This is a genomic window from Myxococcus vastator (assembly GCF_010894475.1).
Taxonomy (GTDB): domain Bacteria; phylum Myxococcota; class Myxococcia; order Myxococcales; family Myxococcaceae; genus Myxococcus; species Myxococcus vastator.
The window spans coordinates 1-23049 of sequence record NZ_JAAIYB010000006.1 but is presented as its reverse complement, the minus strand read 5'-3'; the positions used below and the strand labels follow the sequence as shown (position 1 = coordinate 23049).

Here is a 23049-nt window from a genome sequence, read left to right as displayed (position 1 = left end):
CGGCCCCGAAGCGATCCCGAGGAGCATCGGCCAGGGCAACGAGTGGGAGGAACGTCAACAGGAGGGCGCCGAGGCGCGCAGGCAGGACTCGCATGGGCGGGCCCTGCTTATAGCGCAACCTCGGCTGCCTGCCCTACTCCGCGCGCAGGACGACGATGGTTCTTTCCGGCATCCCATACGTCGGGCCGTTCACGGGCGACGGGACATCCAGCCACGCGTTGCCCGTGGACCGGCTGGCCAGCCCCGCGGTCGTGAGATAGGCCGGGCTGTCGAAGTACGCCTGCGTGTCGATGAGCCGCGTCCACTTGCGGCCTTCGGGCAGCGTGAACTCCACCGCGCGGGGCTCCATGTTGATGAGCACCAGCAGCTCCGGCCCGTAGGACGCGTCGTGGTAGTGAATCATCAATTGCTTGCTGTCCCACGCCGCCTCGGTGTTCTGGGCGCTCTTCCAGGCCAGCGGCGCGCCCGTGCCGTAGTCCTTCGGCGCGAAGGCGTAGGCGTGCTCCTTGCGCAGGCGGATGGCTGCCTTCACGAACTCGAACATGCGGTGGCGTTCGTCGCGCGCCAGGTACGCGCCCCACTGGTACCAGTTGAAGGCGTTGTCGGACAGCGTGGAGTAGGCGTTGTTGTTGCCCAGCTGCGTGCGCATCCACTCGTCGCCGCCGAGAATCATCGGCGTGCCGTGGCTGATCATCATCGACATGAAGGCATTGCGAATCATCTGCCGGCGCATGCTCTCCGCGCGCTCGTCGCCAATGGGCCCCCAGTTGCGGGAGCGGTTGTGCTCCTCGCCGCTGACCTTGTCGCAGAAGGGGCTGTTCGGGTTGTCACAGCACACCGGGTTCAGCGGACCGCAGCGGTTCTGCTTCTCGTCGTACGCGAACAGGTCGTACATCGTGAAGCCGTCGTGCACGGTGATGAAGTTCATGGAGTGATACGGGCGGCGGCCGTTGCGCTCGAACCACTCCTGGCTGCCGTACATCAGGAAGCCGCCGTCCACCGTGCCGGGCCGGCCGCACAGCGAGCCCTCGTTGGAGTTGAGCTTCCAGCCGTCCTGGTTGATGAACGCGCGCCACCAGTCACGGAAGCGGCCGTTCCACTCGTACCAGCCGTTGCCCGGCTGCGTCCTGGCGTTGGGGAACTCGCCCAGCGGCATGCAGTACCAGCCGCCCGCGCTCCAAGGCTCGGCGATGATGCGGGTGTTGTACTTCTGGAGCACCGGGTCGTCGATGACGTCCTGGAGCACGGTGTTGCGCGGGTCGTCCCAGCGGTTGTAGTCGCCGTCGCGCTCGCCCAGGATGGGCGCCAGGTCGAAGCGGAAGCCGTCCACGTGGAGCTCTTCCACGTAGAAGCGCAGGCTGTCGATGATGAGCTTGCGCGTGGGCCGGTGGTTGGGCCGCGTCTGGTTGCCGACGCCCGTGTTGTTCCAGTACGTGCGGCGGTCCGGGTTGAGCGCGTAGTACGCCTGGTTGTCGATGCCGCGGAACGAATAGAGGCCGGCCGTCTCCGCGGGGTCCAGGGACTCCAGCGGCTCGCCGGGCATGACGTCATCCGTCTCCAGCTTCTCGCGCCACAGGCCGCCTTCGCCGGTGTGGTTGTAGACGACGTCGACCAGCACCTCGATGCCGTGCTTGTGGAGCTGCTCCACCATCCACTTGAACTCGTTGATGACCTGGTGCGGCTCCTTGAAGGCCGCGTAGGACACCTCGGGCGCGAAGAAGTTGATGGTCTGGTAGCCCCAGTAGCCACCGTCCAGCGGCTTCTCGTGGATGGGCAGCAGCTCCACCGCGGTGATGCCCAGCTCGGCCAGGTAGGCCGCCTTCTCACCGAAGCCGCGGTAGGTGCCGGGGAAGCGCACGCCGCTGGCGGGGTCCGCCGTGAAGCCCTTGGCGTGGACCTCGTAGACGATGAGGTCCTGCCAGCCGTGCCCCTGCCAGTGCTCGTCCTGGCGGTTGGCGCGCCACTGCTGCTCCACCTCGCCCCACGCGTAGTCGCCGTCCTTGACGAGCACGCTCTTGGCGGAGGCCGCGTACGTCACCTCCGTGCGGGCAGGGCCACTGGCCGTGCTGCCCTTGCCCCAGTCGTGGTCGCGGTGCAGGGCCTTGGAGTACGGGTCCGTCAGGAGCTTGTTCGGATTGAAGCGGTTGCCGTAGACGTCCGCGTCCGCCTTGAAGCCGTGGATGGACCCGGGGAACCACCGCGGGTCGTACTCCCAGTTGGGGCCCCACGCGCGGAAGCCGTAGTGCTGCCCCGGGCCCACGCCTTCCACGTAGACGCTCCACACGTCCCCGTAGCGCGTCATCTCGTAGGTGCGCGCCGGGCGGTTGCTCTCCGGATCCTCGAAGAGCAGCAGCTCCAGCCGGGTGGCGTTCTCCGAATACAGGGCGAAGTTCACGCCCTTGTCCACGTACGTGGGGCCAATCTGGCGAAGGGACTCGATGTCGTCCACCGAGTAGCTCGGGGCCCGAGCCTCACCGTGGTACAGCCGGACGTAGTCGCTCTCGCTACAGCCAGCGGCGAACAGGGCGGTGGACAGCGCCGCGCCCACGAGACGGAACATTCTGGGAGTGCGCATCAGGGAGGCTGACCTCGAGGTCCGGACATGACTCGGCCCGGCAATAAAGCTCCGCTTCCATAACAAGCGCCTTCCGTGGCTGACAAGGCAGGGCCCCGGCTTCACCTCGGGAGCGGCCCTCCGTTCAGTGGTGCACACCCCTGGATGACGCAGTGCGTTCAACCAAGGAGGTTTGAGGAAGAGACGAGCGTCCGGGTAAGGTGCGCGACCGTCTCCCCATCAATTTCCGAGCACGACTTGTCCGAAGTCACCCTGAGCGGGATCAAGAAGTCGTTTGGCCAGAACCTCATCGTGAAGGGCGTGGACCTTCAGGTGGGCGAAGGCGAATTCCTGGTGATGGTCGGCCCCTCCGGGTGCGGGAAGACGACCCTGCTTCGGCTCATCGCGGGCCTGGAGCAGGTGGACGCGGGCGAGGTGCGCATTGGCGGCGCCCGGGTGAACGACGTGCCGCCGCGTGATCGCGACGTGGCGATGGTGTTCCAGTCCTACGCGCTCTACCCGCACATGACGGTGCGGGAGAACCTGGCCTTCGGCCTGACGCTCCGGAAGTTCCCCGCGGCGGAGATTGACGCGCGCGTGCAGGAGGTGGCCGGGATGCTGGAGCTGAGTCACCTCTTGGAGCGCAAGCCCAAGGCCCTGTCCGGCGGCCAGCGCCAGCGCGTGGCCATGGGGCGCGCCATCGTCCGCAGGCCCAAGGTCTTCCTCTTCGACGAGCCCCTCTCCAACCTGGACACCGCGCTCCGCGTCCAGATGCGCGGCGAGTTGGCGCGGCTGCACCGCCGGCTGGGCGCGACGATGATCTACGTCACCCACGACCAGGTGGAGGCCATGACGCTGGCCACCCGCGTGGCCGTCTTCAATGGCGGGCTCCTCCAGCAGGTGGGACCGCCGCTGGAGCTCTACAACCGCCCCGCCAACCGATTCGTCGCGGGGTTCCTCGGCTCGCCCGCCATGAACTTCCTGGAGGCGCGGCGCGAGGGGGCGCTGTTGACCGGCAAGGGCTTCACCCTGCCCTGTCCCGCGGACGTGCCCACCGCGCACGCCACGGTGCTGCTGGGCCTGCGGCCCCAGGACCTGCGCGTGGGGGCCCAGGGGCCGCTCACCGGCACCGTGGACGCGGTGGAGCGCCTGGGCTTCGACGGGTACGCCTTCGTCACCACGGAGGCCGGACTGGTGGCCGCGCGCTTCGACAAGGGCGTCAACGTCGCGGTGGGTGACCAGGTGCACCTGGCCCCCGTGGCGGACGCCCTGCACGTCTTCTCCCAGGACGGCGCGGTGGCGCTGCGCCATCCGGAGCAGCGCGCCCCGTTGGAGGTCGCGTCGTGAGCCGGTGGTTCGGGCTGGCGCTGCTCGCCACGGCGCTGAGCGCGCACGCGGCGCCCGAGCCGGCGAAGCCGCTGAAGCTGTGGCACGCGTACCGCGGCGGCGAGGAGACGGCGCTCGTCCAGGCCACGGAGCTCTTCACCGCGAAGACGGGCGTCCAGGTGGAGCTGCTCGCCCTGCCCTACGACGCCTACGCGGCCAAGCTGACCAACGCCATTCCGCATGGCGTGGGCCCGGACGTCTTCATCTTCAACCACGAGCGGCTGCGCAACTTCCACGCGCAGCACCTGGTGGCTCCCGCCAGCGGCCTGGCGCGCGACGACTATTTCCCCAATGCCATCGAGGCGCTGGAGGTGGATGGCCAGGTGTACGGCTATCCCATGTCGCTCAAGTCGCTGGCGCTGTACGTCAACACGAAGCTCGTGCTCCAGCCGCCGGAGACGACGGACGCGCTGCTGGCGATGCTGCCCGCGCTGTCGGACGCGGGCGAGGGCCGCTTCGGCATGGCGTACGAGAGTGGTGACTTCTACTTCCACGCGGGCTTCGTCTTCGGCTTCGGCGGCGAGCTGTTCGACGCCTCCGGCCGCGCGAGCTTCGACACGCAGGGCATGGCCCGCTCGCTGGCCTTCGTGAAGGACCTGCAGGACCGGCGCTTCATTCCCCAGGAGGCATCGGGCGCGCTGGTGAAGAGCCTCTTCAACGACGGCCGCGCCGCCATGGTCATCAGCGGGCCCTGGTTCGCCGGGGAGATTGGCCCGGACGTGGACTACCGCGTGGTGGGGCTGCCGGTGGTGAGCGCCACGAACATCCCCATCCGCCCCTTCCTGGGCGTGGAGACGGCCTACGTGTCCTCGCGCTCCGCGCGCGGGGAGCAGGCCCAGGCGCTGGCGCGCTTCATCTCGCTGGGCGAGGCCTCACGCGTGCGCGCCACGGTGGGCCGGCAGATTCCGGCGGACGTGGCCGCGTACCGCTTGCGCGAGGTGCGGGAGGACACGCTCATCTCCTCCTTCCGTGAGGCGGCCCGCCACGCGACGCCCATGCCCAACACGCTGGAGATGGCGCGTGTGTGGGAGCCCATGAAGCTGGCGCTGCGCGCGGTGCTCCAGGGCGGCACCGAGCCCCAGGACGCGGGCGCGCTGGCGGACCGGCGCTACCGCGCGCTGCACCGCGAGCGTCCGCCCGAGGCCAGCCCGCTGCCCTGGCTGGGATTGGTGGGCGCCATGGCGCTGGGCGGCTCCGTCTATGTGCTGCGGCGCCCCGCGGCGACGCTGCCCTTCAAGCGGCGGTATCCGGACGTGGCGCAGGCGGTGGCGTACATCACCCCCGCGGCGGCCGGCGTGGCGGTGCTGGTGTTCGTCCCCTTCGCGGTGGGCCTCAGCCTGTCGCTGTTCCACCACGAGGCAGGGGCGTACTCCTTCGTGGGCCTGGCCAACTTCGTGGACATCCTGGCCAGCCGCGGCTACAGCCTCACCGAGCCCCTGTCCTTCTACTTCACGCTGGCCGTGACGCTGCTGTGGGCGGTGGTCAACGTGGTGCTCCACGTCAGCATCGGCCTGTTCCTGGCGCTGCTGTTGAAGGATCCGCTGCTGAAGCTGCGGGGGGTCTACCGGGTGCTGCTCATCATCCCCTGGGCGGTGCCCAACTACATCACCGCGCTCATGTGGAAGGGCATGTTCCACCGGCAGTTCGGCGCCATCAACGGCCTGCTGGTGGCCCTGGAGTTGGAGCCGGTGAGCTGGTTCACCCGCTTCTCCACCGCCTTCGCGGCCAACGTGGCCACCAACACCTGGCTGGGCTTCCCCTTCATGATGGTGGTGGCGCTGGGCGCGCTCCAGTCCATCCCCCAGGAGCTCTACGAGGCCGCGGAGGTGGACGGCGCGAGCAAGTGGACGCAGTTCCGCCGCATCACCCTGCCGCTGCTGAGGCCCGCCATGCTGCCGGCCGTCATCCTGGGCAGCGTGTGGACCTTCAACATGTTCAACATCATCTACCTGGTGTCCGGCGGTGAGCCGGGCGGCGGCACCGACATCCTGGTGTCCGAAGCCTACCGTTGGGCCTTCCAGCGCAACGAGCAGTACGGCTTCGCGGCGGCGTACTCGGTCCTCATCTTCGTGGTGTTGCTGGCCTGGTCCGCCTTCACCAAGCGCCTGATGCGGTCGTCCTCGGAGGTGATGGGATGAACCGCCCCTCGCGCTTGAAGATGGCCGCCATCCACGCCGGGCTGACGCTGTTGTGCATGGCCACGCTCTACCCGGTGCTCTGGGTGGTGAAGATGGCGCTGTCGCCCACGGATGGGCTGGCGCTCACCGCCAACCCCTTCCCCGACACCGTCACGCTGGAGCACTTCCGGCAGGTGCTCTCCGGCACGGACGCGGCGGGGCGGTGGGTGTTCGGCCGGCAGCTCCTGGCGAGCATCGTCGTGGCCGGCGCCACCACGCTGGTGGGCCTGACGCTGGCGGTGTCCGCGGCCTACGCGCTGTCGCGCTTCCGCTTCCCCGGCAAGGAAGGCGGGATGCAGGCGCTGCTGGTGACGCAGATGTTCCCGGCGACGCTGATGATGGTGCCCATCTACAGCATCCTCCAGAAGCTGCACCTGCTGGACAGCCTCACGGGGCTCGTCCTCGTCTACGCCACCACCGCCCTGCCCTTCTGCATCTGGAACCTCAAGGGCTACTTCGACACGCTGCCGCGCGAGCTGGAAGAGGCGGCGGTGATGGACGGCGCCTCCACCTTCCAGGTGTTCGTGCGCGTGGTGCTCCCGCTGGCCCGGCCCGCGCTGGCCGTGACGGCGCTCTTCTCCTTCATGACGGCGTGGAACGAGTTCATCCTCGCCGCCACGCTGCTCAATGACCCGTCCCGCTTCACCCTGCCCGTCGCGCTCCAGCGCTTCGTCGGCGAGCACAAGGTGGAGTGGGGCAAGTTCGCCGCGGGCGCGCTCATCGTCTCCGCGCCGGTCATGGCTTTGTTCTTCGCTCTCCAGAAACACCTCGTCGGCGGGTTGACCGCTGGCGGCGTCAAGGGGTGATGTCGATGTCGTCTCGCTGCCTCCGTGCCCTCTTCCTCGTCCTGCCTCTGCTGGTCGTCGCCTGTGGCGATGACTCAGACGGAGGCCCTCCTCCCAGCGACAACGCGCCCATCGTGCGGGAGGTCCAGCCCTCGGGCGGCCCCGTCGCGGGAAACACCCTCATCAACGTCTACGGCTCCGGCTTCAAGGAAGGCGCGAAGCTGTACTTCGGCCAGCAGGAGGCCCTGCGGGTGGTGGTGGTCAACACCAACCGCATCTACGGCTACACCCCCACGGCCACCTCCGGCGTGGTGGACGTGCGCGTGGTGAACCCCGACAGCGCCCACGGCACCCTGGTGGGCGGCTTCACCTACGAAGGCGCGCCGTCGGCGAACATCGACCAGGCCGAGGTGCTCAACGGCAACGTGGACGCGGTCAGCAGCGGCCAGCCGGTGGGCACCACCGTGCGCGGCGCCGTCACCGTGGCCGGCATCACCCGCGGCACGGGCCAGGGCGGCGGCATCCGCGCGCAGGTGGGCTTCGCCCCCGCGGACGCGGAGCTGCTCGACCCGGAGGGCTACACCTGGGAAGAGGCCACCTACGAGGCGGACTCGGACAGCCGCGAGGCGGACATCTACCAGGGCACCGTGCTGCTCCAGCCGGCCATTGGCGGTGAGAGCCGCGAGTGGGTCATCACCATGCGCTTCTCCATCGACAACGGCGCCACGTGGGTGATGGCGGACGGCGATGGCAGCGCCAACGGCGTGTCGGAGGACATGCTGCGCCGGGTGTTCATCTCCCGGCCGCGCGTGGACTACTGCAAGCTGGGCCCGGACAACAACCGCGGGCCGCTCAACGTGTTCTACCGGCCGGGCGACGCCACGCTCATCAAGGTGGCCGGCCAGGTGTACGCGGCGGGCGTCACCCAGGGCAGCGGCGCGGGCTCGGGCCTGGTGGCGCAGCTCGGCTACGGCCCGGCGGACTCGGATCCGCGCACCGACGGCGGCTGGACGTGGGTGAACGCCACGTACAAGACGGACCACGGCAACAACGACGAGTGGGAAGCCGACCTGCCCAACCCGGGCACCGAGGGCACCTGGCGCGTCGCCTACCGCTTCAGCATCAGTGAGAACGCGTGGCGCTTCTGCGACGTGGACGGCGTCAATGACAGCACCGAGGGCGAGCTGACCTTCAGCCTGTCCAAGCTGGGCACGCTCACCGTGGGCGACGAGGCGCCGAAGCCGCCGGTGACGTGGTGCAAGATTGGCCTCGACCAGACGCCACCGGAGGTCATCAACTACACGACGACGCAGACCTCGGGCCTGAAGACGGTGCATGCCCAGGTCAACCTGCCGGGCGTCACGGACCGCGAAGGCGCGGGACCGGGCCTGTCGGGCCAGCTCGGCTGGGGCCCCGTGGGTGAGGACCCGCGCACCTCACCGCTGTGGAACTGGTCGGCCCAGTTGACGTTCGACCAGGACAACTTCGAGGTCAACGACCAGTGGAAGGGCACGCTGCCCAACCCGGCCATCAACGGCGAGTACCGCTACGCGGTGCGCTTCAGCCACGACGGCGGCCCCATCCGCGTGTGCGACGGCAACGGCGTGGACGACGGCGGCCAGGACTTCGAGCTGGACCAACTCGGCACGCTCAACGTGACGGGCCAGCCCGTCATCCCGCGCGTCATCGGCTACTGCAAGCTGGGGCCGGATGGGAACGACACCCCGGAGACGGTGACGTACACGACGGCCACCACGCCCAGCCGCCGCGTGGAGGCGCAGGTGTTCGTGCAGGGCGTGACGAATTCCGCGGGCGAGGGCGAAGGCATCGTCGGTCAGCTGGGCTGGGGGCCCGCCGGTGAGGACCCCACCACGTCCTCACAGTGGAGTTGGACCACGAGCGGCGAATACGCGTCGGACCTCGGCAGCAATGACGTGTACGAGGCCACGCTGCCCAACCCGGGCACGGTGGGCAGCTACCGGTTCGCCTATCGCTTCCAAGTGAACGACGGCGAGTTCCTGCTGTGCGACGCGAACGGCAACAGCGGAGGCCCGGACGGCTTCGACGCCGCGCTGACGGGCACGCTCACGGTGACGGAGGCGCAGGCCATCAACGTCGTCAACTACTGCAAGCTGGGGCTGGACGGGAACAACACGCCGCAGTCGCTGGCGTACACCGCCGGTGAGGCGGCCAGCCACGTCATCGTCGCAGACGTGAACGTGGCGGGCATCACCGACACCACCACGGGCGAGGGCGCGGACATCGTGGGCCAGCTCGGCTGGGGCCCCGCCGGTGAGGACCCGACCACGTCCGGTGCGTGGGACTGGAGCACGACGGGCCAGTTCGCGGAGGACTTCTTCGACAACGACCGGTACCAGGCCACGCTGCCCAACCCGGGCGTGGTGGGCGGCTACCGGTTCGCCTACCGCTTCCAGGTGAACGGTGGGGAGTTCCTCTACTGCGACTCGGACGGCAACAGCACCGGCCCGGACGGCTTTGACGCGGCGCTGACGGGCAGCCTGGCGGTGAGCGAGGACCCCGAGCCCACGGATGCCTACTGCCGCCTCCAGAGCGTGAGCGGCACGACGGTGGGCAGCGGCGACACCGTCACCGTGGTGGGCCGGGTGCACATCCCGGGCGTCACCGCGGGGACTGGTGCGGGCGCTGGCATCCAGGTCCAGGTGGGCGTGGGCGCCGCGGACGCCAACGCGTCCACCCATGCAGCCTCATTCACCTGGAAGGCCGCGGAGTACACCGGCGAGGCGGATGGCGAGGCGGACACGGATGAGTTCTCCACCACCGTGACGCCGGCCTACACCGGCGACCGCGCCGTCAGCCTGCGCTACTCCACGGATGGCACCGCGTGGACGTACTGCGACAAGGACGGCAGCGACGTGGGCGGCTACACGCTGGGCCAGCAGCACGCCCTCACGGTGGGCAACCACGCGGGGATTGGCTACTGCAACCTCCAGTGGCCCTTTGAAATCGCGGCGGGCGCCGAAGGAGACCCGCGTATCGTCTACGGCCAGTTGTGGGCGGAAGGCGTCACGCCCGGAGGAGGCCAGGGCGCGGGCGTCGTCGCGGAGCTCGGCCATGGCCCCGCGAGCAGCGACCCGGGCGTCTCCGGCTGGACGTGGGTGGCGGCGACGTACCTCAGCGACGAGGGCGACAATGACCAGTACGCCGTGAGCCTGCCCACGGGCGTGCCGGCCGGGACGTCCTACACGTACCGCTACTCGCTCAACGGCGGGCCGTTCTGCTACGGCGACCGGAACGACCGGGGTGGCAGCACCAACGGCTTCAGCGGTGGGGACATCGGCACGGTCATCCCGTAGCCAGGCGGCGTTCAGGCTGGCCGCCCGGATGCCCACCAGGGCCCGGGCGGCCTCCCGGAATGATCGGGGCTGCTAAAGCGTATGCTTGACAGTGTCGGATGAGGCCGATAAAAGCCCGCCTCACCGAAGCGCGGCGGACGCCTGACGGGCGGATAGCTCAGCGGTAGAGCGGCGCCCTTACAAGGCGATGGTCACAGGTTCAATCCCTGTTCCGCCCACTGTCGTACCGATGTGGGGAGTTAGTTCAGTTGGTTAGAACGCCGGCCTGTCACGCCGGAGGCCACGGGTTCAAGTCCCGTACTCCTCGCCAATAAGAAGGGCCCGGAATCGCAAGGTTCCGGGCCCTTCGCCTTTTAGTGAGAGGCTCGGTTTTTGACCCTGCCGCTCGCGGTAACCGTCTGGGGAGTTAGTTCAGTTGGTTAGAACGCCGGCCTGTCACGCCGGAGGCCACGGGTTCAAGTCCCGTACTCCTCGCTAGATGAAGCCCAGCAATCCTTCGGGGTTGCTGGGCTTTTTCTTTTCCTGCGTGCCCGCGGTGTGCGCTCCCTGTGTCTCTGGCCGGCGCGGTGTGCGCTGGCGGGGCGCAGGCCGGTCAAACTGCTGCACCGCGCGCTCCCGGGCATCCAACGCGAGGTGGGCGGACCGAATCGTCATTGCGATGTTGGCGTGGTCCATCGGCGCCTGGATGACCTTAACGGCACAACGTGGAAGGTCCGCTCCCGTCAGGTCGAGTCGCGCGAGTCGAACACGAACGCACATGACCGGTAGCGTCGTGCGCTGCCAAAAGAGAGGCCCCGCGCCCGCTGCCGCGCCGCTTGCTGGCGCGCGCCACTGCTGCCGAACTCCGCGCCGCTGGTGATCTCCTGCGCTGAGCAATCTCGCCGTCGGCGCGTGCCGGCATACTCCGAACGGACCTGCCTTGCCCCACAGCGCCCGTACTTGATTCAAAGGACGTGACATGCGACTCCGCGCCTGCGCCGCACTTCTACTCTTTCTCTCGGCGTGCGCTACGTTGGCACCGAGCCCAAGAGCACGCGTGTCCCGGAACACAAGGATCGCCAACCTCCAACGCGCGGCGACGCTGCCGTGGACAGACGGGGGACAGTGCGTCGTCCGCGAGGCTTCCCAACCTTGGCCCGTGCTGGCCGAGCGGTGCTTTGCAGCCCTCGACCATGACCGGGTCCGGTTCAACGACCGGACGGGAAGATGCGCGGTCGCCTCGACGGGCACAATGGCCCTGGGAATCGGCCTCTGTGTCTTGGCTGCTCCCGAAATCGTCATGGGCGCGGTGATCGTCGTGGGCGTCGTGGTGGTGGGAGTCGTTATCAAGGAAGCACTGGATGCGTATGAGCTGAGAGGGAGCAGCCAGGAGGAAGTCGAGCCCGCGCCCCAAACGAAGCCCGCGCCGCAGGAGCCCTCCGCGAATCGAAAGCCCAAGCCCGAGCCATCAGGGCAAGACGGGTTCCCTCCGGTGCCTACCGAGCCATTGGAGCGAAATCGCCGCCCGGAGTGCAGGCCCGTCCCGGTGCCGCGCGCATCCAAAGATGGTCCGCATAACGACTGCGCCGACACGTTTCCGCCCAACCGTTTTCCCGGCATGGACGTGAGCGTGGGAGGAATACGCTTCGATGCGCTGCAAGTCGGCGTGCGCGTGCTGTGGGAGATCAAGACCCATCAATTTGATAAATACAACTCCTTCATCCAGAGGATGGAGATCCCAAAGGAGCTCAAGCAAATCAAGAAGGAGCAAGACATAGCCATGGCGTGTGGATATGACTTCGTCATCGGGGTGAGCACTCAGGCTCACAAAGAAGCGCTGCTCGAAGCGGATTTCTCACTCAATGTCGTCGTCACGGGGTGCAAACGATGACCAGGCGTAAAGCGCTCACCCTCATCGTCTACGCGCCCGCACTCGTAGGCAAAGACGGACGCACGGTCGACGTCATCCATGGGATGGAAAAGGCGCTCCCCGGCTTGCGGCTTGGGTGGCGGCTCTCAGACAGCGGGCGTCCCATTCCATTGCCACAGCGCGACGCATGGCTCGTAGAAAGTATTGAGGACGGGGAATTCCCTATTGTGTGCAACGGGGACGAGAGTTACCCCGTGACGGTTTTTGGAAGGGAACGTTCAGGACTCTTCAGCCCAGGCGAGCAGCCCCAGTTTGAAGTCCACGCGGAAACGCCGCTGGACGAGCCTGTGATCGCGGCAGCGGCGGCTGTGCTTGAAGCCGTGGCGGAGGGGGCGCGCTCGTTCTGGGGGCACGCGTCAAGGTATGGTTACGGCTCGGAAGTCGCGCAGCAGTTACGCCGATCGCCTCATGGACCCGAGTATTCACCTCGTGGGCTTCCCATGCTCAACCTGCCTGAGAAGCTCCCCGCGCCTGAGATTCCCTGCTTCCTCGCGTGGCTGAACTATTGGTCTGCCGCTGCCGCACAGGCCATCGGGTTCCCGGACCCAGCCCGGGACGCGGACCTGCTTTCACGAGCGCGGCGCACGGCATCGGGCGGGTGGGTCGTGCAACTCACGGATGCGCCGCTCGACCTGGACAACCCCGCGCACCTGGACGCGCTGAAGCGGGCCTACGAGCGCTTCCCGGAGATCGGCGGGCGCGCGGGCGCATAGCTGGCCACCACCGCCAGGGTCATGAGCAATCCGCAGACGCCCGTCAGCACGAGCGGGTCCGTCGGGCTCATCTCGAAGAGCAACGCGCTCAGCACCTGCCCCATCGACAAGGCGCCCAACAAGCCCAGCACGGTGAAGCACTGCGACTGGAGCACCACCATGCCAGCCACCTGCGCCGCCCTCGCGCCCAACGCCAGGCGGATGCCCAGCTCCCCGCGCCGCACCCCGGGCGTGAGGGACTCCACCAGGATCCTGAGCGAATCGGACGGCACATCAGAAAAGGCAGTGGAGACGTGCCGGCCCTGCGCTGCGCCAGCCGCGCGGTTTCCGAACTCCTCGCCGTCCATGGCCAGAAATCTGCGCTTCTTGGTAACCATCAACGTCGGAATCGAATCAAACCCGGCGAGCGGCTCGATCCGGGCGTCAGTGGCCCGCCGGGAGGGCCGCATGCTCCCTGCACAGCAGCTCGCTGTCCTCGCGTGACAGCGGCTCCCGCGTCAGGCCGCAGCGGAAGCGCCCCGAGCCCTCTCGCTGGAAATGCTTGCAGGTGCCGCAGACGCCGAAGCTGCGCTGGTCATTCGCGGCCTGCAGGGAGCTCAACAGCTCGGAGAGGGCCTCTTCGAGTGCCGCGCCATCACCCGGCAACCGCGTGAGGGCCCGCTTGAAGAGCTCGGGGGGCAAGGCCTCTTTCAGCACCGCGCGGCCCTCCTCCGTCAACAGCAGGTGGATGACGCGCCGGTCCTCCGTATCGGCCTCCTTCCGCAACAGCCCCTTCTCCTCCAGCAACAGGAGCGTCTGGGACACGGTGCCCTTGGTGAGCCCCAGGTACTCCGTCAGCGCGGCGGGCGTGTTGCTGTAGCGATTGCACGCCTGCAAGTAGCGCAGCGCTTGCAGGTGCACCGGCTGCAGCCCGTGGGGCAGCCCCGCGGCCCGCTCCTCCGTACGGAGCAGGTTCCCGAGTCGCTCCAGCAGCACGTAGAGGCGGTCTCCAGCCATGAACATAAGGTATCGTGTCGACACCTACTTGACAAGCGGAGACGGCGGGCGCATTTGGTATCGAGTCGAAACAAATCGACCTGCCACACAACCCGCTGTCCCTGGGAGCACCCCATGACGACGCCCCTCATTGCCCCTGTTGGCTCCACGAATACGCCCGCCGCCTCCGAGCCCACGCTCGCCACGCTGAAGGCGAAGTTCGGGACTGTGCCGAAGATGTTCTCCACCTTCGCCCACTCCCCCGCGGCGCTCGACGCCGTGGCGGGCTACTTCAACGCCATGGGCGGCGCGACGCTGTCGCCGCGCACGCAGGAGGCCATCGCCATCGCGGTGGCGGAGCTGAACCGCTGCACCTACTGCCTCTCCGCGCACACGGCGTTGGCGAAGGGGCACGGCGTGAAGCAGGAGGAGCTGAGTGGCTTTCGCTCGGGCCGCTCGGCGGACCCGCGCGAGCAGGCCATCCTGGACCTCGCCGTCGCCATCGCCCGTACGCGGGCGGCGGACGTGGGCCCGCAGCTCGCGCAGGCGCGCAGGGAGGGGCTGAGCGACGCGGAGCTGGTGGAGGTGGTGGCCGCCGTCGCGCAGAACGTGCTCACCAATTACCTCAACGTGGTGGCCGGCACCGAGGTGGACTTCCCCCGCGTCGCCTGAGCCGCGTATCGGGGCGCTGGCAGGGTCGCGGCGCCCCGAGGCGTGCGCCAGGCAGTCACCCCAAGTTCTCCTACTTGCGCGAACCCCGGGCCGACTGTCCTGGCGAAGCCGCGAGCAGCCGCTCCACGGCGTGGAACACGGCGGCCGCATTGGCAGGGTGCCTCACGTACGCCGCGGGATTCAGGTGGGAGAGCCGGCCCACCAACGAGTCCGGCCCGCTCACGTTCACCATGACGCTGCGCGTGCCGATGCGGGCCGCGGACGTGAGGACATCCAGGGCCGAGCTCGCGTCGACGACGACGAGCGGCACGGGCGTGTCGCTCTCCGTCACCACGCGAATGCCCTTCTGCGCGAACAGCTCCGAGACCAGCGTCATCAGCCGCGCGTCGGAGAGGCGCACCAGGACGAGTGGCCGCGTATCCACCTCCACCGCCTCCGCTGCCTTGGGAGCGGCGGTCGGGGCGTTTCCGAGCTCGCGGACGTCCGACGTCAGCAACTCCCGGACGTCCGTGCGCAGGACGTTGCGCACGCGCTTGAGCAGCGAGGCGTCCTTCACCAGCAGCTCCTTCAGCCTGCGCTCACCCTCGGCCGGGAGCTGGGTGAAGGCCACGCCCATCCCCTCCTCCCGCGACCAGGCGACCTGGCCATGGGCGATGAGGAGCTCGGGAGCATCTGGCAGCGTGATTCGCAGCTCCAGCCTGCTGCCCACCGGCAGCGCGCGCGGGGTGCGGATGGCCAGCCCCCCGGCTCCAATGTTCTTGCTGAAGGCACGCACCATGTCGTCCTGGGTGGCGAACGACAGCTCGAGCACCGCGTCCGCCCTCACCGGCCGGACGGGAAGGGCGCTCCCTTCAGGCGGGAGCGCCCCCAGCTCCAGGAGGACGTCTCGGAGCAGTTCGAGGCGCTGTTGCTGCTCGGCACTCAGGGCCTGCGACTGCTGCTGCCCCAAAAGGGCGGTGTACTCATCGAGGGCGCGTGCTCTTGGGTTTGCCATGAGGGCGTCTTCCAGGGCGGCGTTGGGCGTGGCGGCTGCCAGTGGACCTGGGGGAGCAGGCGGTCGGCCACGGGGACTCCGTCCTCAGGTTCAATGATGTGCACTTCAATCGCCTGGTGAACACCGCCCCCGATGAAAAGGCCACCCGCACCTGGGTCGCGCGGTGATGAAGCCGTCGTGGAAGCGGCGCTCAGGCCTGGCGTGGGTTTCAGCAACGAAGATGACGGCCCCATACCGAGGCCCTACTCGGTCGGCCCCCTCTTCTGCTTCTTGGGGCTGGCCTCATCCCCCTCCTCCACGACGGGAGGCGGTGGCGGCACGTCGTCATCGAAGAGGTGCACCTCTTCATCCTCCTCGGCGCTCGCAGGCGACCCCATGAACTTGCGCTTCTTGTGATTCGACGGCGCAATCCGTTCCGATGGGTCCATCTCCTGGGTGGCGTCGTCGTCCTCCTCGTCCTCGTAGGCGAAGCTGGGCTTCTTGCGCTTGACTCCTTCGGAAGAAGTACGGCCATCGTCAACGGACAGGAAGTCCAGGGACTGCGACGCCTCGATGCCCTGCATCGAGTTCTCGTCCTCGACGTGGACCTCCGCACAGCGCCTGCACAACGCCTCCAGGCGCTCGCGCAGATAGTCCAGCGTCCGGGGCGCGTGCTGGTCGAGCTTCCCCAGGGCCGTGCCCAGGACGATATCCCCCTCCTCGTCTCGTTCGAGCACGAGCCTGCGGTACTGGCCGCTCTCCACCTTCTGGGTGAGCACGGCCAGGTCCTCGTCGAGCATCGCCTTGTTCTTCTCGTAGTCCTTGTCCGACAGCAGCCCTGTCTCAGGGGAGGTCGCTCCGGAGAAGAGCAGCGTCCTCAAGGACACGACGTTCGGCTGCCCCAGCACGCTCGTGCTGGAGTCATCTCCCATGGTCGCGGATTGGCTCATCACGTCCGAGACCTCCTGAATGTGGAGGTCCGACGCCTGCTGCCGCACCACGGTGGGCACGAGCGCGTTCACCTGCGGGACGACCAGCACCGTGCCCAGGTGCTTGCTTGCCCAGGTGATGAGCGCGTCGATGCGCTTCGTCAGGTGCGCCCACGTCTTGGGCGCGCTCGCGGGCAGCGCGGCAATCCCCGTCCCGATGTCCACGCTGTCCAGCGCGTGGTTCCACGGCACCACCAGGGTGGTGTACTTGCCGCTCTGCAGGAGCTGGACGGCCTCGTCACAGTCCTGATCAATCGCCACCTGGTTCTTCGCGAGGTCCGTGTCCCGCATGCCCACGCCCGCGATCCAGCAGGTGCGAATCCCCAGCGCGTTCGGATTCATCCGGATGACGGCCTGCGTGTTGCTCTGGGAGTGCTTCTTCTTCTTCGAGGCGTCGTTCTCTCCGAAGAGGAAGAGCGCGTGCGGGTGGTGGGCGGGCGTGTCGGACTTGAAGTAGTGCGTGTGCGTCCACTTGCACACGGGCCCCACGGTGGATGGATCCGACGTGGCGGGCTTCGTGGGCGCGGTCGCTGACTGGGGGGACTCGACCTTCTTCGAGCCGGATGGAGGCGCCTGCACCTCGTCGCGGCGGCGGCGCGCGCTGAGCGCTTCCAGCACGGCAGGGAAGGCCGAGGCCGGGGGGAGCGGCGCATCCGTGGGCCCCACCGCCTCGTAGTGCGCGTTGCCCAGGTTCGCCAGTCGAAGCAGGGGCCGCGCCGCGTGTCCCTCGGTGCGCGGCACGAAGTCCACCAGGTCCGTCCAGTACGAAGTCGCCCCCGTCCGAGCGAACATCTCGAAGCGCACCTGGAACAGGTGGGACGCCGCCGCCAGCGCCACGTGGTCGCCCCAAGCCCGGTCCCGGCTCATGGCCCGCAGGTACTGCCGCCAGGGGTCCACGCCCGCGACGCGGCGGTATGCGGGCTCGTGGGGCCAGGCCACGCGGTGCCAGTCGAGCAGCAACCCCATGTCCTGCCGGAACGTCGCCGCTGCCGCCGGCCCCACCATCCCTCCACCGTCCAGCGACTGCCCGGCGAGCAGGTCTTCCAGGTGATTGACCACCGCCTGGCGCACCTCGCGGTGGTGCTCCTCCGTGCCGAAGAACAACTGGGACAGCGCGCGGAACAGACAGTCCCCTCCGCCCGAGTTGGGAACCCGCCCCTGGTGGATGGAGGCCAGGTGGGTGTCCAGCGAGATGCCGTTGCCGCCCCCCTTGTCCTTCCCCTTCTCCGACTTCAGCGCGGGCCGCCTGTCCCAGTACTCCTCCGGGTCGAAGCCCGCGCTCCGCAGCGCGGCGAACGTCTCCCGCCACTGCATGGCCTCCGCCACCAGCGCGTTGGAGCGGGCATGGTCCGAAGCGGGGACCCTCTCCGCGGCGTCCAGAATCGCGCTCAGCGCCTCCGTGGCCTCGTCATCCGCGGCGTGGGATTTCTGATAGGCGGCACACAGCGCCTCCAGCGCACCCAGCTCGGTGGACACCGTCTCGGTGGCGACCTCCACCTCCTCCACGACCAGCGCCTCCTCGCCGCTGTAGACGAGCCGCAGGTCGGAGACGAGCGGCATGTGGTCGCTCAGCTTCTTCGCGGCGACCATGACCGCTTCCCAGCGCGCGTCCTCCGAGCCCGTGAGCTTCACGCCCGGGGCGCGCAGGTTGTCGAAGATCCGCTTCTCCTCGGGCAGCTTCGCGTCCTCCAACTGGATGAGCCGCCAGAACGGCTGGAGGTGCTTGGGCAGCAGGTTGCCGTGGATGAAGAAGAGCCCCTTCTCCTGCTCGTCCGCGAGCACCATGGGGAACGGGATGACGTAGACCGACGACTGCTCCAGCAGCCAGCCATCCGTCCGCCGCGAGTACACGAGAATCTTGTCGTAGCCGCTCGCCCCGTAGCGCTGCTGCGGCGGGGTGATGAACGACTCGATGTGGGCCAGCACGTCCTCCGCGGAGGAGAGCGCGGGCCGCAGCTCGCGGCCCGTTGACGTCTTGAAGGGGGCGAACAGCTCCGGCTTCACCTTGCTGTTGACGAAGCTCCGGAGCGTCTTGAGCGAGCCGTCTCCAAACGCCTTCTCGCTGTCCACGGCCCAGCTCCCGAACTTGCTCTTGGCGATGGTCGAGAGCTGCGGCGCCATGGCGTACAGGTGGCTCGCGTCCGCCTCGGGCCCCAGCAGCGTCTGGAAGAACTGGTGGAACGACAAGCGCTCCACGCAGGTGTCGATGTACGGCGTGCCATCCTTCGCGAGTTCGGCCTTGGGCCGGGCGGTGTCGATGTTCAGGTCCGAGAGCACCACGCCGAGCACCTTCTCCTGGCGCTCGTCCTTGCAGTACTGGAGGAAGGCGCGGAAGTCCGTGCCGCGCGCGTTCTTGTTGCGGTCTCCCGGCGCGGGGGGATGCCACGCCACCACGCTCACCTCGGGCGCGCTCTGCACCTGCGCCAGCCGCACCGGAATCCGGATGGGCTCCCGCTTGCTGTAGAGGCTCTTGACGGTGTCGACATCCATCGACGGGGATTCGCCCCCCTGCGAGCGCTTCGCCACGTAGGCGCTGAGGTACGAGATGGCCGCTTCATCCACGTCCAACCTGGACTTGCGCCACAGGACGCCGTACGCCTCATCCTGGGTGTAGAGCCCCTTGACGGGCTGGTCGGGCACCTCCGCGGGCCACGACGCATAGACCTCCTCACCGCGCGCCTTGCACTGCTCGTTCAGCGCATTTCGGATGCGGATGAACTCGCTCAGGCCCGCGTGGGCCTCCGGCGCGTCCTCCACCTCACTCTTGCGCTCTTGATATTCCGCGAGCTTCTTCTCGTAGACGCGCTGCAGATGCGCGTCGTTGGAGCGGTGCAGGCTGTTCTCGAGGACAAGCTGCTTGGTGGCCGGGACCTCGTCGGCTTCCATGCCCGCGACGACGGCCAGGTAGCGATGGAACAGGATGCCGCAGTGCTCGCGCAGCAGCGTGACCCCGAGCTGCGCCAGCTCGTCCCGCTTCCGCTTCTCCGTCGCCTCCGGCCCGCCCTTCTTCGCGTCCTTCTCCTTCGACGTGTAGCGGCTCGCGTAGGGCTGGAGCCAATCGTAGTAGCCCTCCTCCACGAGCAGCCGCACGCAGAGCAGGCAGTAGGCATCCAGCTTCGCCTGCTTCTTGCCCAACACGTCAATCGATGTCGCGACGAGCGCCTCGGGCGGCTCCTCGTCTTCTTCGTCGGCCTCGTCCTTCGCCTTCTTCGCCGCGGGCCTGCCGAAGCGCTTCACCAGGTCTGGCTCACATGCCCCCCAGGCCGCATCGAGCCTGCCCTCGATGATGCCCAGCTTGTCGGCGTCCAGCTCCTGCGAGGTCTCGCTCCAATCGATAGGGACGGGGTCCCGCGCCTCGTCGTCCTCGCCCTGCTCGTCTCGTGGCCAGAGGGTCCGCCGCACGCGCTCCGAGAAGTGCTTCGCCAGGTCATTGAGGAGCGCCGCCTCCCGCGCCGCGACCTGGCCGACCTCTGCGCCCGAGGCCGTCTTGACCTGGTAGCCCCTGGGCTCAACGAAGGCGGCCGCCAGTCGCATCAACACCGGCAGCTTCGTCCCGCTGCCCCCGCGGCCGGTGTGTTGCTTCATCTGGGCGGGCGGCTTGGGCTCCACCAGCCGGCTGCCCCCCTTCTTCTTCAGCTCCAGGATGGTGACGATGTCGGCGTTCGCCGTGCGGATGACGTGGGCCAGGGCGTCAATGGTCCACTGCTTGCGCACCGGGAGCGTTCCGCTCGGGCCTCCGCCCAGGTCGGCGATGTTCCACAGGAGCATCCGCACCGGGAAGCTCGGCGGCACCACCGGCTTGTCGGAGACAGTGGTCTCCACGCCCAGCGGGACACAGCGCTCCTCGGCGACGTCGTCGCTCATCGCGTTGGACGGTGGCGACTCCGGGGGCGTCAGGTCGTCGGTGACCAGCGAGGCCCGGAGCGTCTCCTCTCGCATCTCGTCGCTGGAGAGCCGGTACGGCTCCTCGTCGTCCAGGAAGTCGTCCAGGACGTCGTCGTAGTCGCCGCTCTCCAGCCGCTCGACCTCTTCCTGGGAGGCCAGCAGGTCCTCATACGTCTCGTACTCCTCGAACTCGAAGTCCTCCTCCTCGACATCGGTCTCCATCGAGTCGAAGGAGGACTGCGCGCTGGGAGGCGCCGGAACGAGCACGGCGCCGCACTCCAGGCAGCGAGGTGGCGTCACGGACAGGTCGCGCATGGTGCCGGGCGCGCAGTTGGGGCACTGCATGGAAAAAGACCTCCAATGCTACGAGCGGTGCAACAGGCCCAGCGCGGCGCAGGTCGCCTCGTCGGCCTCTCCGCTCGGAGGCAGCCCGAGCGCGTACTGGAACCACTCCACGGCCAGGCGCGTCTTCGGGCCGACCTGGCCACGCTCGCCACCACAGGAGAACCCCAGGTTCTCCAGCCGCTCCTGCAAGCCCTCCGGAGCGCTCGTCGCGCGCAGCGCCGCGAAGCGCAGCGTCACCTTGCGCTCGTCGTCGCGGCCGGGAGACACCGTCACCTCTCCACGCGCCGCGCGCGCGGGCAGCACCTGCGCCATGCGGCCCTCCGCGTCCGTCATGCCCTCGCGCGCGGGCAGCTCCTCCTCGTCGTCCAGCCACACCTTCAACAGGTAGGGCTGGTGCGCGCGGGGGTGGTGCGTGCCGTCGCGCAGCACCACCACCAGGGACAGGGGCAGCCCGATGCGGTGAACCACCTGCCGGAAGCCGGTCTCCACCGTCGTCCACTCGTGGGAGAACGGCCGCACCTCCACACGCGTCCCCGGCGCGGGGGCCACCTCTGGGGTGAGCGGCTGCCCCGTGCTCGCGTCGATGAGCCGCGAGGGACGCACCCCCAGCCTCGCCGCCAGCACCGCGAGCGACTCCGTCCCTTCGCACGTCCAGGACAGCGGCCTGGGCTGCGAGGCGGCGCCCCAGCGAGGCGCGGCGCCCGCGGCGCGCGGAGGCAGGGGGAGCCGGCCGAGCACCCGCCACAGCGCGGGCTCCACGTCGAGCAACCGGAAGCGGTAGCGCCCCTCCTCGAGCCCCTCGAACAGCGCGACGCCGTGCTCGTCGGTGCGCGTGCGCAGCGCCTCGTCCGCCGTCCCCCGCGCCAGCTCCACCGCCACGCCGGACAGCGGCGCCTCGCGGTCATCGACGACGACCACCTCCACCTGCCCCTTGCCCGCGCGCAAGGGACAGGGAGCAACCGCCGGGTCCTGCCGTGAAGTCGAGGAAGGGGACATGAGGCCTCTCTGGGAGTGGAACGGTCAGCGGCCCTCGCCGACCGTGGCGTGGCGGAGGCGGAAGGCTGCCTCCTTCCGCTCGTTCTGCGCCGCCACGTCCTCGCGGCGGCGGCGCTCACGCACCACGCGGTGCAGACGCGCGACAGGGTCCGAAACGGAGGCGTCATCCAGCCACGCACGCATCCACGCGTGGGGACGCTGCGACTCGAAGTCATCTCCCAGCGACTCGGCGAGCTGCACGTACACGCGCACGTCGCCGAGCGAGAAGATGCCCCGGTCCACCACCCTGCGCACCACCGGCTCGAGCCGCTCGCGGGTCCACGCGGGCTCCACCGCGGAGGGCTCCGCGAGGAGCGCCGTGACGAGCTGCGAGACGCGGCTGTCCATCGCGGCGCTGCGCAACGAACTCATCTGCGACTCACGAATCCGCAACAACGTTGAAACCGTCCCGATGAAGTGCCGCGGGATTATTTCTGTTTCACGCGAATCAAACAAGGTGCCACGACGTGCTCCGCTGCGAGCACCAGGGGCTCCTGGAATTCGTTGGATTCGCGCGCGGAATACCGGAGTTCGACACCGCGCGCCGCCTGAACCGGCGGAGCCCCACGGCGCCGCATGCGACTGCGCCCGGGGGGGCCGGAGCGGGGGACACGTCATTCGTGCCCCCGCTCCTCACCTCAACGGCGACTCACCACGCTCAGGCGCAGAACTGACCGCCGCCCGAGGTGTGATAGATGCGCCGACCGGACGGGCAGCAGTAGATGGCCAGTGTCGAGGTGGGCGTCTGGACACACATCGAGGCGCCCGAGACCGGACTGAGGCTGCAGTACAGACCCGACCCGCACACCGGCAGGTCCTGCTGCGCCACCCCACCCTCGTCGGAGACCTGCGGCGCCATGTCCAACGGCGCCTCCTCCTCCATGCCGCCCCCACAACCCACCGTCACGACCGCCGCCGCAACGACAAACAGCTTCATCAACGTCGACTTCATGTGATTACCCCCAGCTCTGGTTTGACTGGTCGCATCGCGCGCCGCCGACAAACACAGGCAGCCCTCGACCGCGACGACTGGGATTGTCATGAGGACGCGGCGCCTGGGCGAGTTAAGCCGGATTAAATCGCGCTAAACCGTCACGAAGACGAAGCCCTCGGCGGTCTCCAGCCGGTAGCCAGGAGGCTCGAACACGATGCGGGCCTCCATGCCCTCCAGCAGACCCCGCGCGTGGCTGACGTGGACGCGCAGCGCGTTGTCGTGGAGCCGCGGGTCGTAGTCCGCGTCCCACATCGCCCGGACGCAGTCCTCTTTCGACACGGCGCGGCCCGGCTGACTTGCCAGCGCATACAGCAGCCTGCGC

Annotated in this window: 17 protein-coding genes and 3 tRNA genes; 10 read left to right on the top strand and 10 right to left on the bottom strand. The window is 68.6% G+C overall.

Features of this window, described 5'->3' with window-relative positions; translation table 11 throughout:
* Positions 1–133: 133 nt before the first annotated feature.
* On the bottom strand, positions 134–2560 hold the full coding sequence (locus G4D87_RS01320; protein ID WP_240357927.1) for a glycogen debranching protein: 2427 nt from the start codon (positions 2558–2560) through the stop codon (positions 134–136).
* Positions 2561–2812: 252 nt separating this feature from the next.
* On the opposite strand from G4D87_RS01320, the gene G4D87_RS01315 reads away from it, so the two are divergent.
* The 7 genes from G4D87_RS01315 to G4D87_RS01285 all read left to right on the top strand — a co-directional run bounded on the left by G4D87_RS01315 (position 2813) and on the right by G4D87_RS01285 (position 10711).
* Positions 2813–3901 carry an ABC transporter ATP-binding protein gene (locus G4D87_RS01315; RefSeq protein ID WP_163777504.1) on the top strand — a complete coding sequence of 363 codons (1089 nt, stop codon included), beginning with the start codon at positions 2813–2815 and terminating at the stop codon, positions 3899–3901.
* Entirely contained in the window at positions 3898–6078 is a 2181-nt protein-coding gene (locus tag G4D87_RS01310; protein ID WP_163777501.1) for an extracellular solute-binding protein, read from the top strand. The genes G4D87_RS01315 and G4D87_RS01310 overlap by 4 nt, the downstream gene beginning before the upstream one ends.
* Entirely contained in the window at positions 6075–6923 is an 849-nt protein-coding gene (locus tag G4D87_RS01305) for a sugar ABC transporter permease (RefSeq protein WP_163777498.1), read from the top strand. Before G4D87_RS01310 ends, G4D87_RS01305 begins: the two co-directional genes overlap by 4 nt.
* Before the next feature lie 5 nt (positions 6924–6928).
* Positions 6929–10237 carry an IPT/TIG domain-containing protein gene (locus G4D87_RS01300; protein WP_240357926.1) on the top strand — a complete coding sequence of 1103 codons (3309 nt, stop codon included), beginning with the start codon at positions 6929–6931 and terminating at the stop codon, positions 10235–10237.
* 146 nt (positions 10238–10383) lie between these two features.
* Positions 10384–10455 (top strand) — tRNA-Val (locus G4D87_RS01295).
* A gap of 15 nt (positions 10456–10470) precedes the next feature.
* Positions 10471–10547 (top strand) — tRNA-Asp (locus G4D87_RS01290).
* A gap of 90 nt (positions 10548–10637) precedes the next feature.
* A tRNA-Asp gene (locus G4D87_RS01285) sits at positions 10638–10711 on the top strand.
* Here the strand turns inward: G4D87_RS01285 and G4D87_RS01280 are convergent.
* Positions 10712–10996 (bottom strand): hypothetical protein, encoded by a 285-nt coding sequence (locus G4D87_RS01280; protein WP_163777491.1) that lies wholly within the window; start codon positions 10994–10996, stop codon positions 10712–10714.
* Between the two features lie 379 nt (positions 10997–11375).
* Between G4D87_RS01280 and G4D87_RS01275 the strand changes: the two genes are divergently transcribed.
* A complete protein-coding gene (locus tag G4D87_RS01275) occupies positions 11376–12107 on the top strand; it encodes a DUF6310 domain-containing protein (RefSeq protein WP_338044875.1) in 732 nt (243 codons plus the stop codon).
* On the top strand, positions 12104–12859 hold the full coding sequence (locus G4D87_RS01270) for a DUF5953 family protein (RefSeq protein WP_163777584.1): 756 nt from the start codon (positions 12104–12106) through the stop codon (positions 12857–12859). The genes G4D87_RS01275 and G4D87_RS01270 overlap by 4 nt, the downstream gene beginning before the upstream one ends.
* On the opposite strand, the gene G4D87_RS01265 is transcribed toward G4D87_RS01270, so the two are convergent.
* Positions 12817–13206 (bottom strand): FtsX-like permease family protein, encoded by a 390-nt coding sequence (locus G4D87_RS01265; RefSeq protein WP_163777486.1) that lies wholly within the window; start codon positions 13204–13206, stop codon positions 12817–12819. The two genes, G4D87_RS01270 and G4D87_RS01265, sit on opposite strands and share 43 nt — an antisense overlap.
* A gap of 76 nt (positions 13207–13282) precedes the next feature.
* Complete coding sequence (locus G4D87_RS01260) at positions 13283–13855, bottom strand: MarR family winged helix-turn-helix transcriptional regulator (RefSeq protein ID WP_163777483.1); 573 nt, start codon at positions 13853–13855, stop codon at positions 13283–13285.
* A 114-nt stretch (positions 13856–13969) separates the two neighbouring features.
* On the opposite strand from G4D87_RS01260, the gene G4D87_RS01255 reads away from it, so the two are divergent.
* The gene (locus G4D87_RS01255; RefSeq protein ID WP_163777481.1) at positions 13970–14506 is read left to right on the top strand and encodes a carboxymuconolactone decarboxylase family protein; all 537 of its coding nucleotides are present in this window, start codon (positions 13970–13972) and stop codon (positions 14504–14506) included.
* 70 nt (positions 14507–14576) lie between these two features.
* Here G4D87_RS01255 and G4D87_RS01250 read toward each other — a convergent pair whose 3' ends face one another.
* The 6 genes from G4D87_RS01250 to G4D87_RS01225 form a co-directional block, all read right to left on the bottom strand.
* On the bottom strand, positions 14577–15500 hold the full coding sequence (locus tag G4D87_RS01250) for a PilZ domain-containing protein (RefSeq protein WP_163777479.1): 924 nt from the start codon (positions 15498–15500) through the stop codon (positions 14577–14579).
* A 242-nt stretch (positions 15501–15742) separates the two neighbouring features.
* The gene (locus G4D87_RS01245) at positions 15743–20698 is read right to left on the bottom strand and encodes an OTU domain-containing protein (RefSeq protein ID WP_163777476.1); all 4956 of its coding nucleotides are present in this window, start codon (positions 20696–20698) and stop codon (positions 15743–15745) included.
* An 18-nt stretch (positions 20699–20716) separates the two neighbouring features.
* Positions 20717–21694, bottom strand: a complete 978-nt coding sequence (locus G4D87_RS01240; RefSeq protein ID WP_240357925.1) for a peptidoglycan-binding protein — start codon at positions 21692–21694, stop codon at positions 20717–20719.
* A 24-nt stretch (positions 21695–21718) separates the two neighbouring features.
* Complete coding sequence (locus tag G4D87_RS01235) at positions 21719–22105, bottom strand: hypothetical protein (RefSeq protein WP_240357924.1); 387 nt, start codon at positions 22103–22105, stop codon at positions 21719–21721.
* A 286-nt stretch (positions 22106–22391) separates the two neighbouring features.
* On the bottom strand, positions 22392–22685 hold the full coding sequence (locus tag G4D87_RS01230) for a hypothetical protein (protein WP_163777473.1): 294 nt from the start codon (positions 22683–22685) through the stop codon (positions 22392–22394).
* A gap of 132 nt (positions 22686–22817) precedes the next feature.
* On the bottom strand, positions 22818–23049 hold a 232-nt coding region (locus G4D87_RS01225), incomplete at its 5' end, for a winged helix-turn-helix domain-containing protein (RefSeq protein WP_163777470.1).

Coding starts and splice junctions, on each gene's coding strand:
- G4D87_RS01235 (WP_240357924.1), bottom strand. CDS start 22,105: ATGAGTTCGTTGCGCAGCGCCGCGATGGACAGCCGCGTCTCGCAGCTC.
- G4D87_RS01300 (WP_240357926.1), top strand. CDS start 6,929: ATGTCGTCTCGCTGCCTCCGTGCCCTCTTCCTCGTCCTGCCTCTGCTG.
- G4D87_RS01230 (WP_163777473.1), bottom strand. CDS start 22,685: ATGAAGTCGACGTTGATGAAGCTGTTTGTCGTTGCGGCGGCGGTCGTG.
- G4D87_RS01305 (WP_163777498.1), top strand. CDS start 6,075: ATGAACCGCCCCTCGCGCTTGAAGATGGCCGCCATCCACGCCGGGCTG.
- G4D87_RS01320 (WP_240357927.1), bottom strand. CDS start 2,560: ATGTTCCGTCTCGTGGGCGCGGCGCTGTCCACCGCCCTGTTCGCCGCT.
- G4D87_RS01265 (WP_163777486.1), bottom strand. CDS start 13,206: ATGGACGGCGAGGAGTTCGGAAACCGCGCGGCTGGCGCAGCGCAGGGC.
- G4D87_RS01260 (WP_163777483.1), bottom strand. CDS start 13,855: ATGGCTGGAGACCGCCTCTACGTGCTGCTGGAGCGACTCGGGAACCTG.
- G4D87_RS01270 (WP_163777584.1), top strand. CDS start 12,104: ATGACCAGGCGTAAAGCGCTCACCCTCATCGTCTACGCGCCCGCACTC.
- G4D87_RS01245 (WP_163777476.1), bottom strand. CDS start 20,698: ATGCAGTGCCCCAACTGCGCGCCCGGCACCATGCGCGACCTGTCCGTG.
- G4D87_RS01255 (WP_163777481.1), top strand. CDS start 13,970: ATGACGACGCCCCTCATTGCCCCTGTTGGCTCCACGAATACGCCCGCC.
- G4D87_RS01280 (WP_163777491.1), bottom strand. CDS start 10,996: ATGTGCGTTCGTGTTCGACTCGCGCGACTCGACCTGACGGGAGCGGAC.
- G4D87_RS01250 (WP_163777479.1), bottom strand. CDS start 15,500: ATGGCAAACCCAAGAGCACGCGCCCTCGATGAGTACACCGCCCTTTTG.
- G4D87_RS01240 (WP_240357925.1), bottom strand. CDS start 21,694: ATGTCCCCTTCCTCGACTTCACGGCAGGACCCGGCGGTTGCTCCCTGT.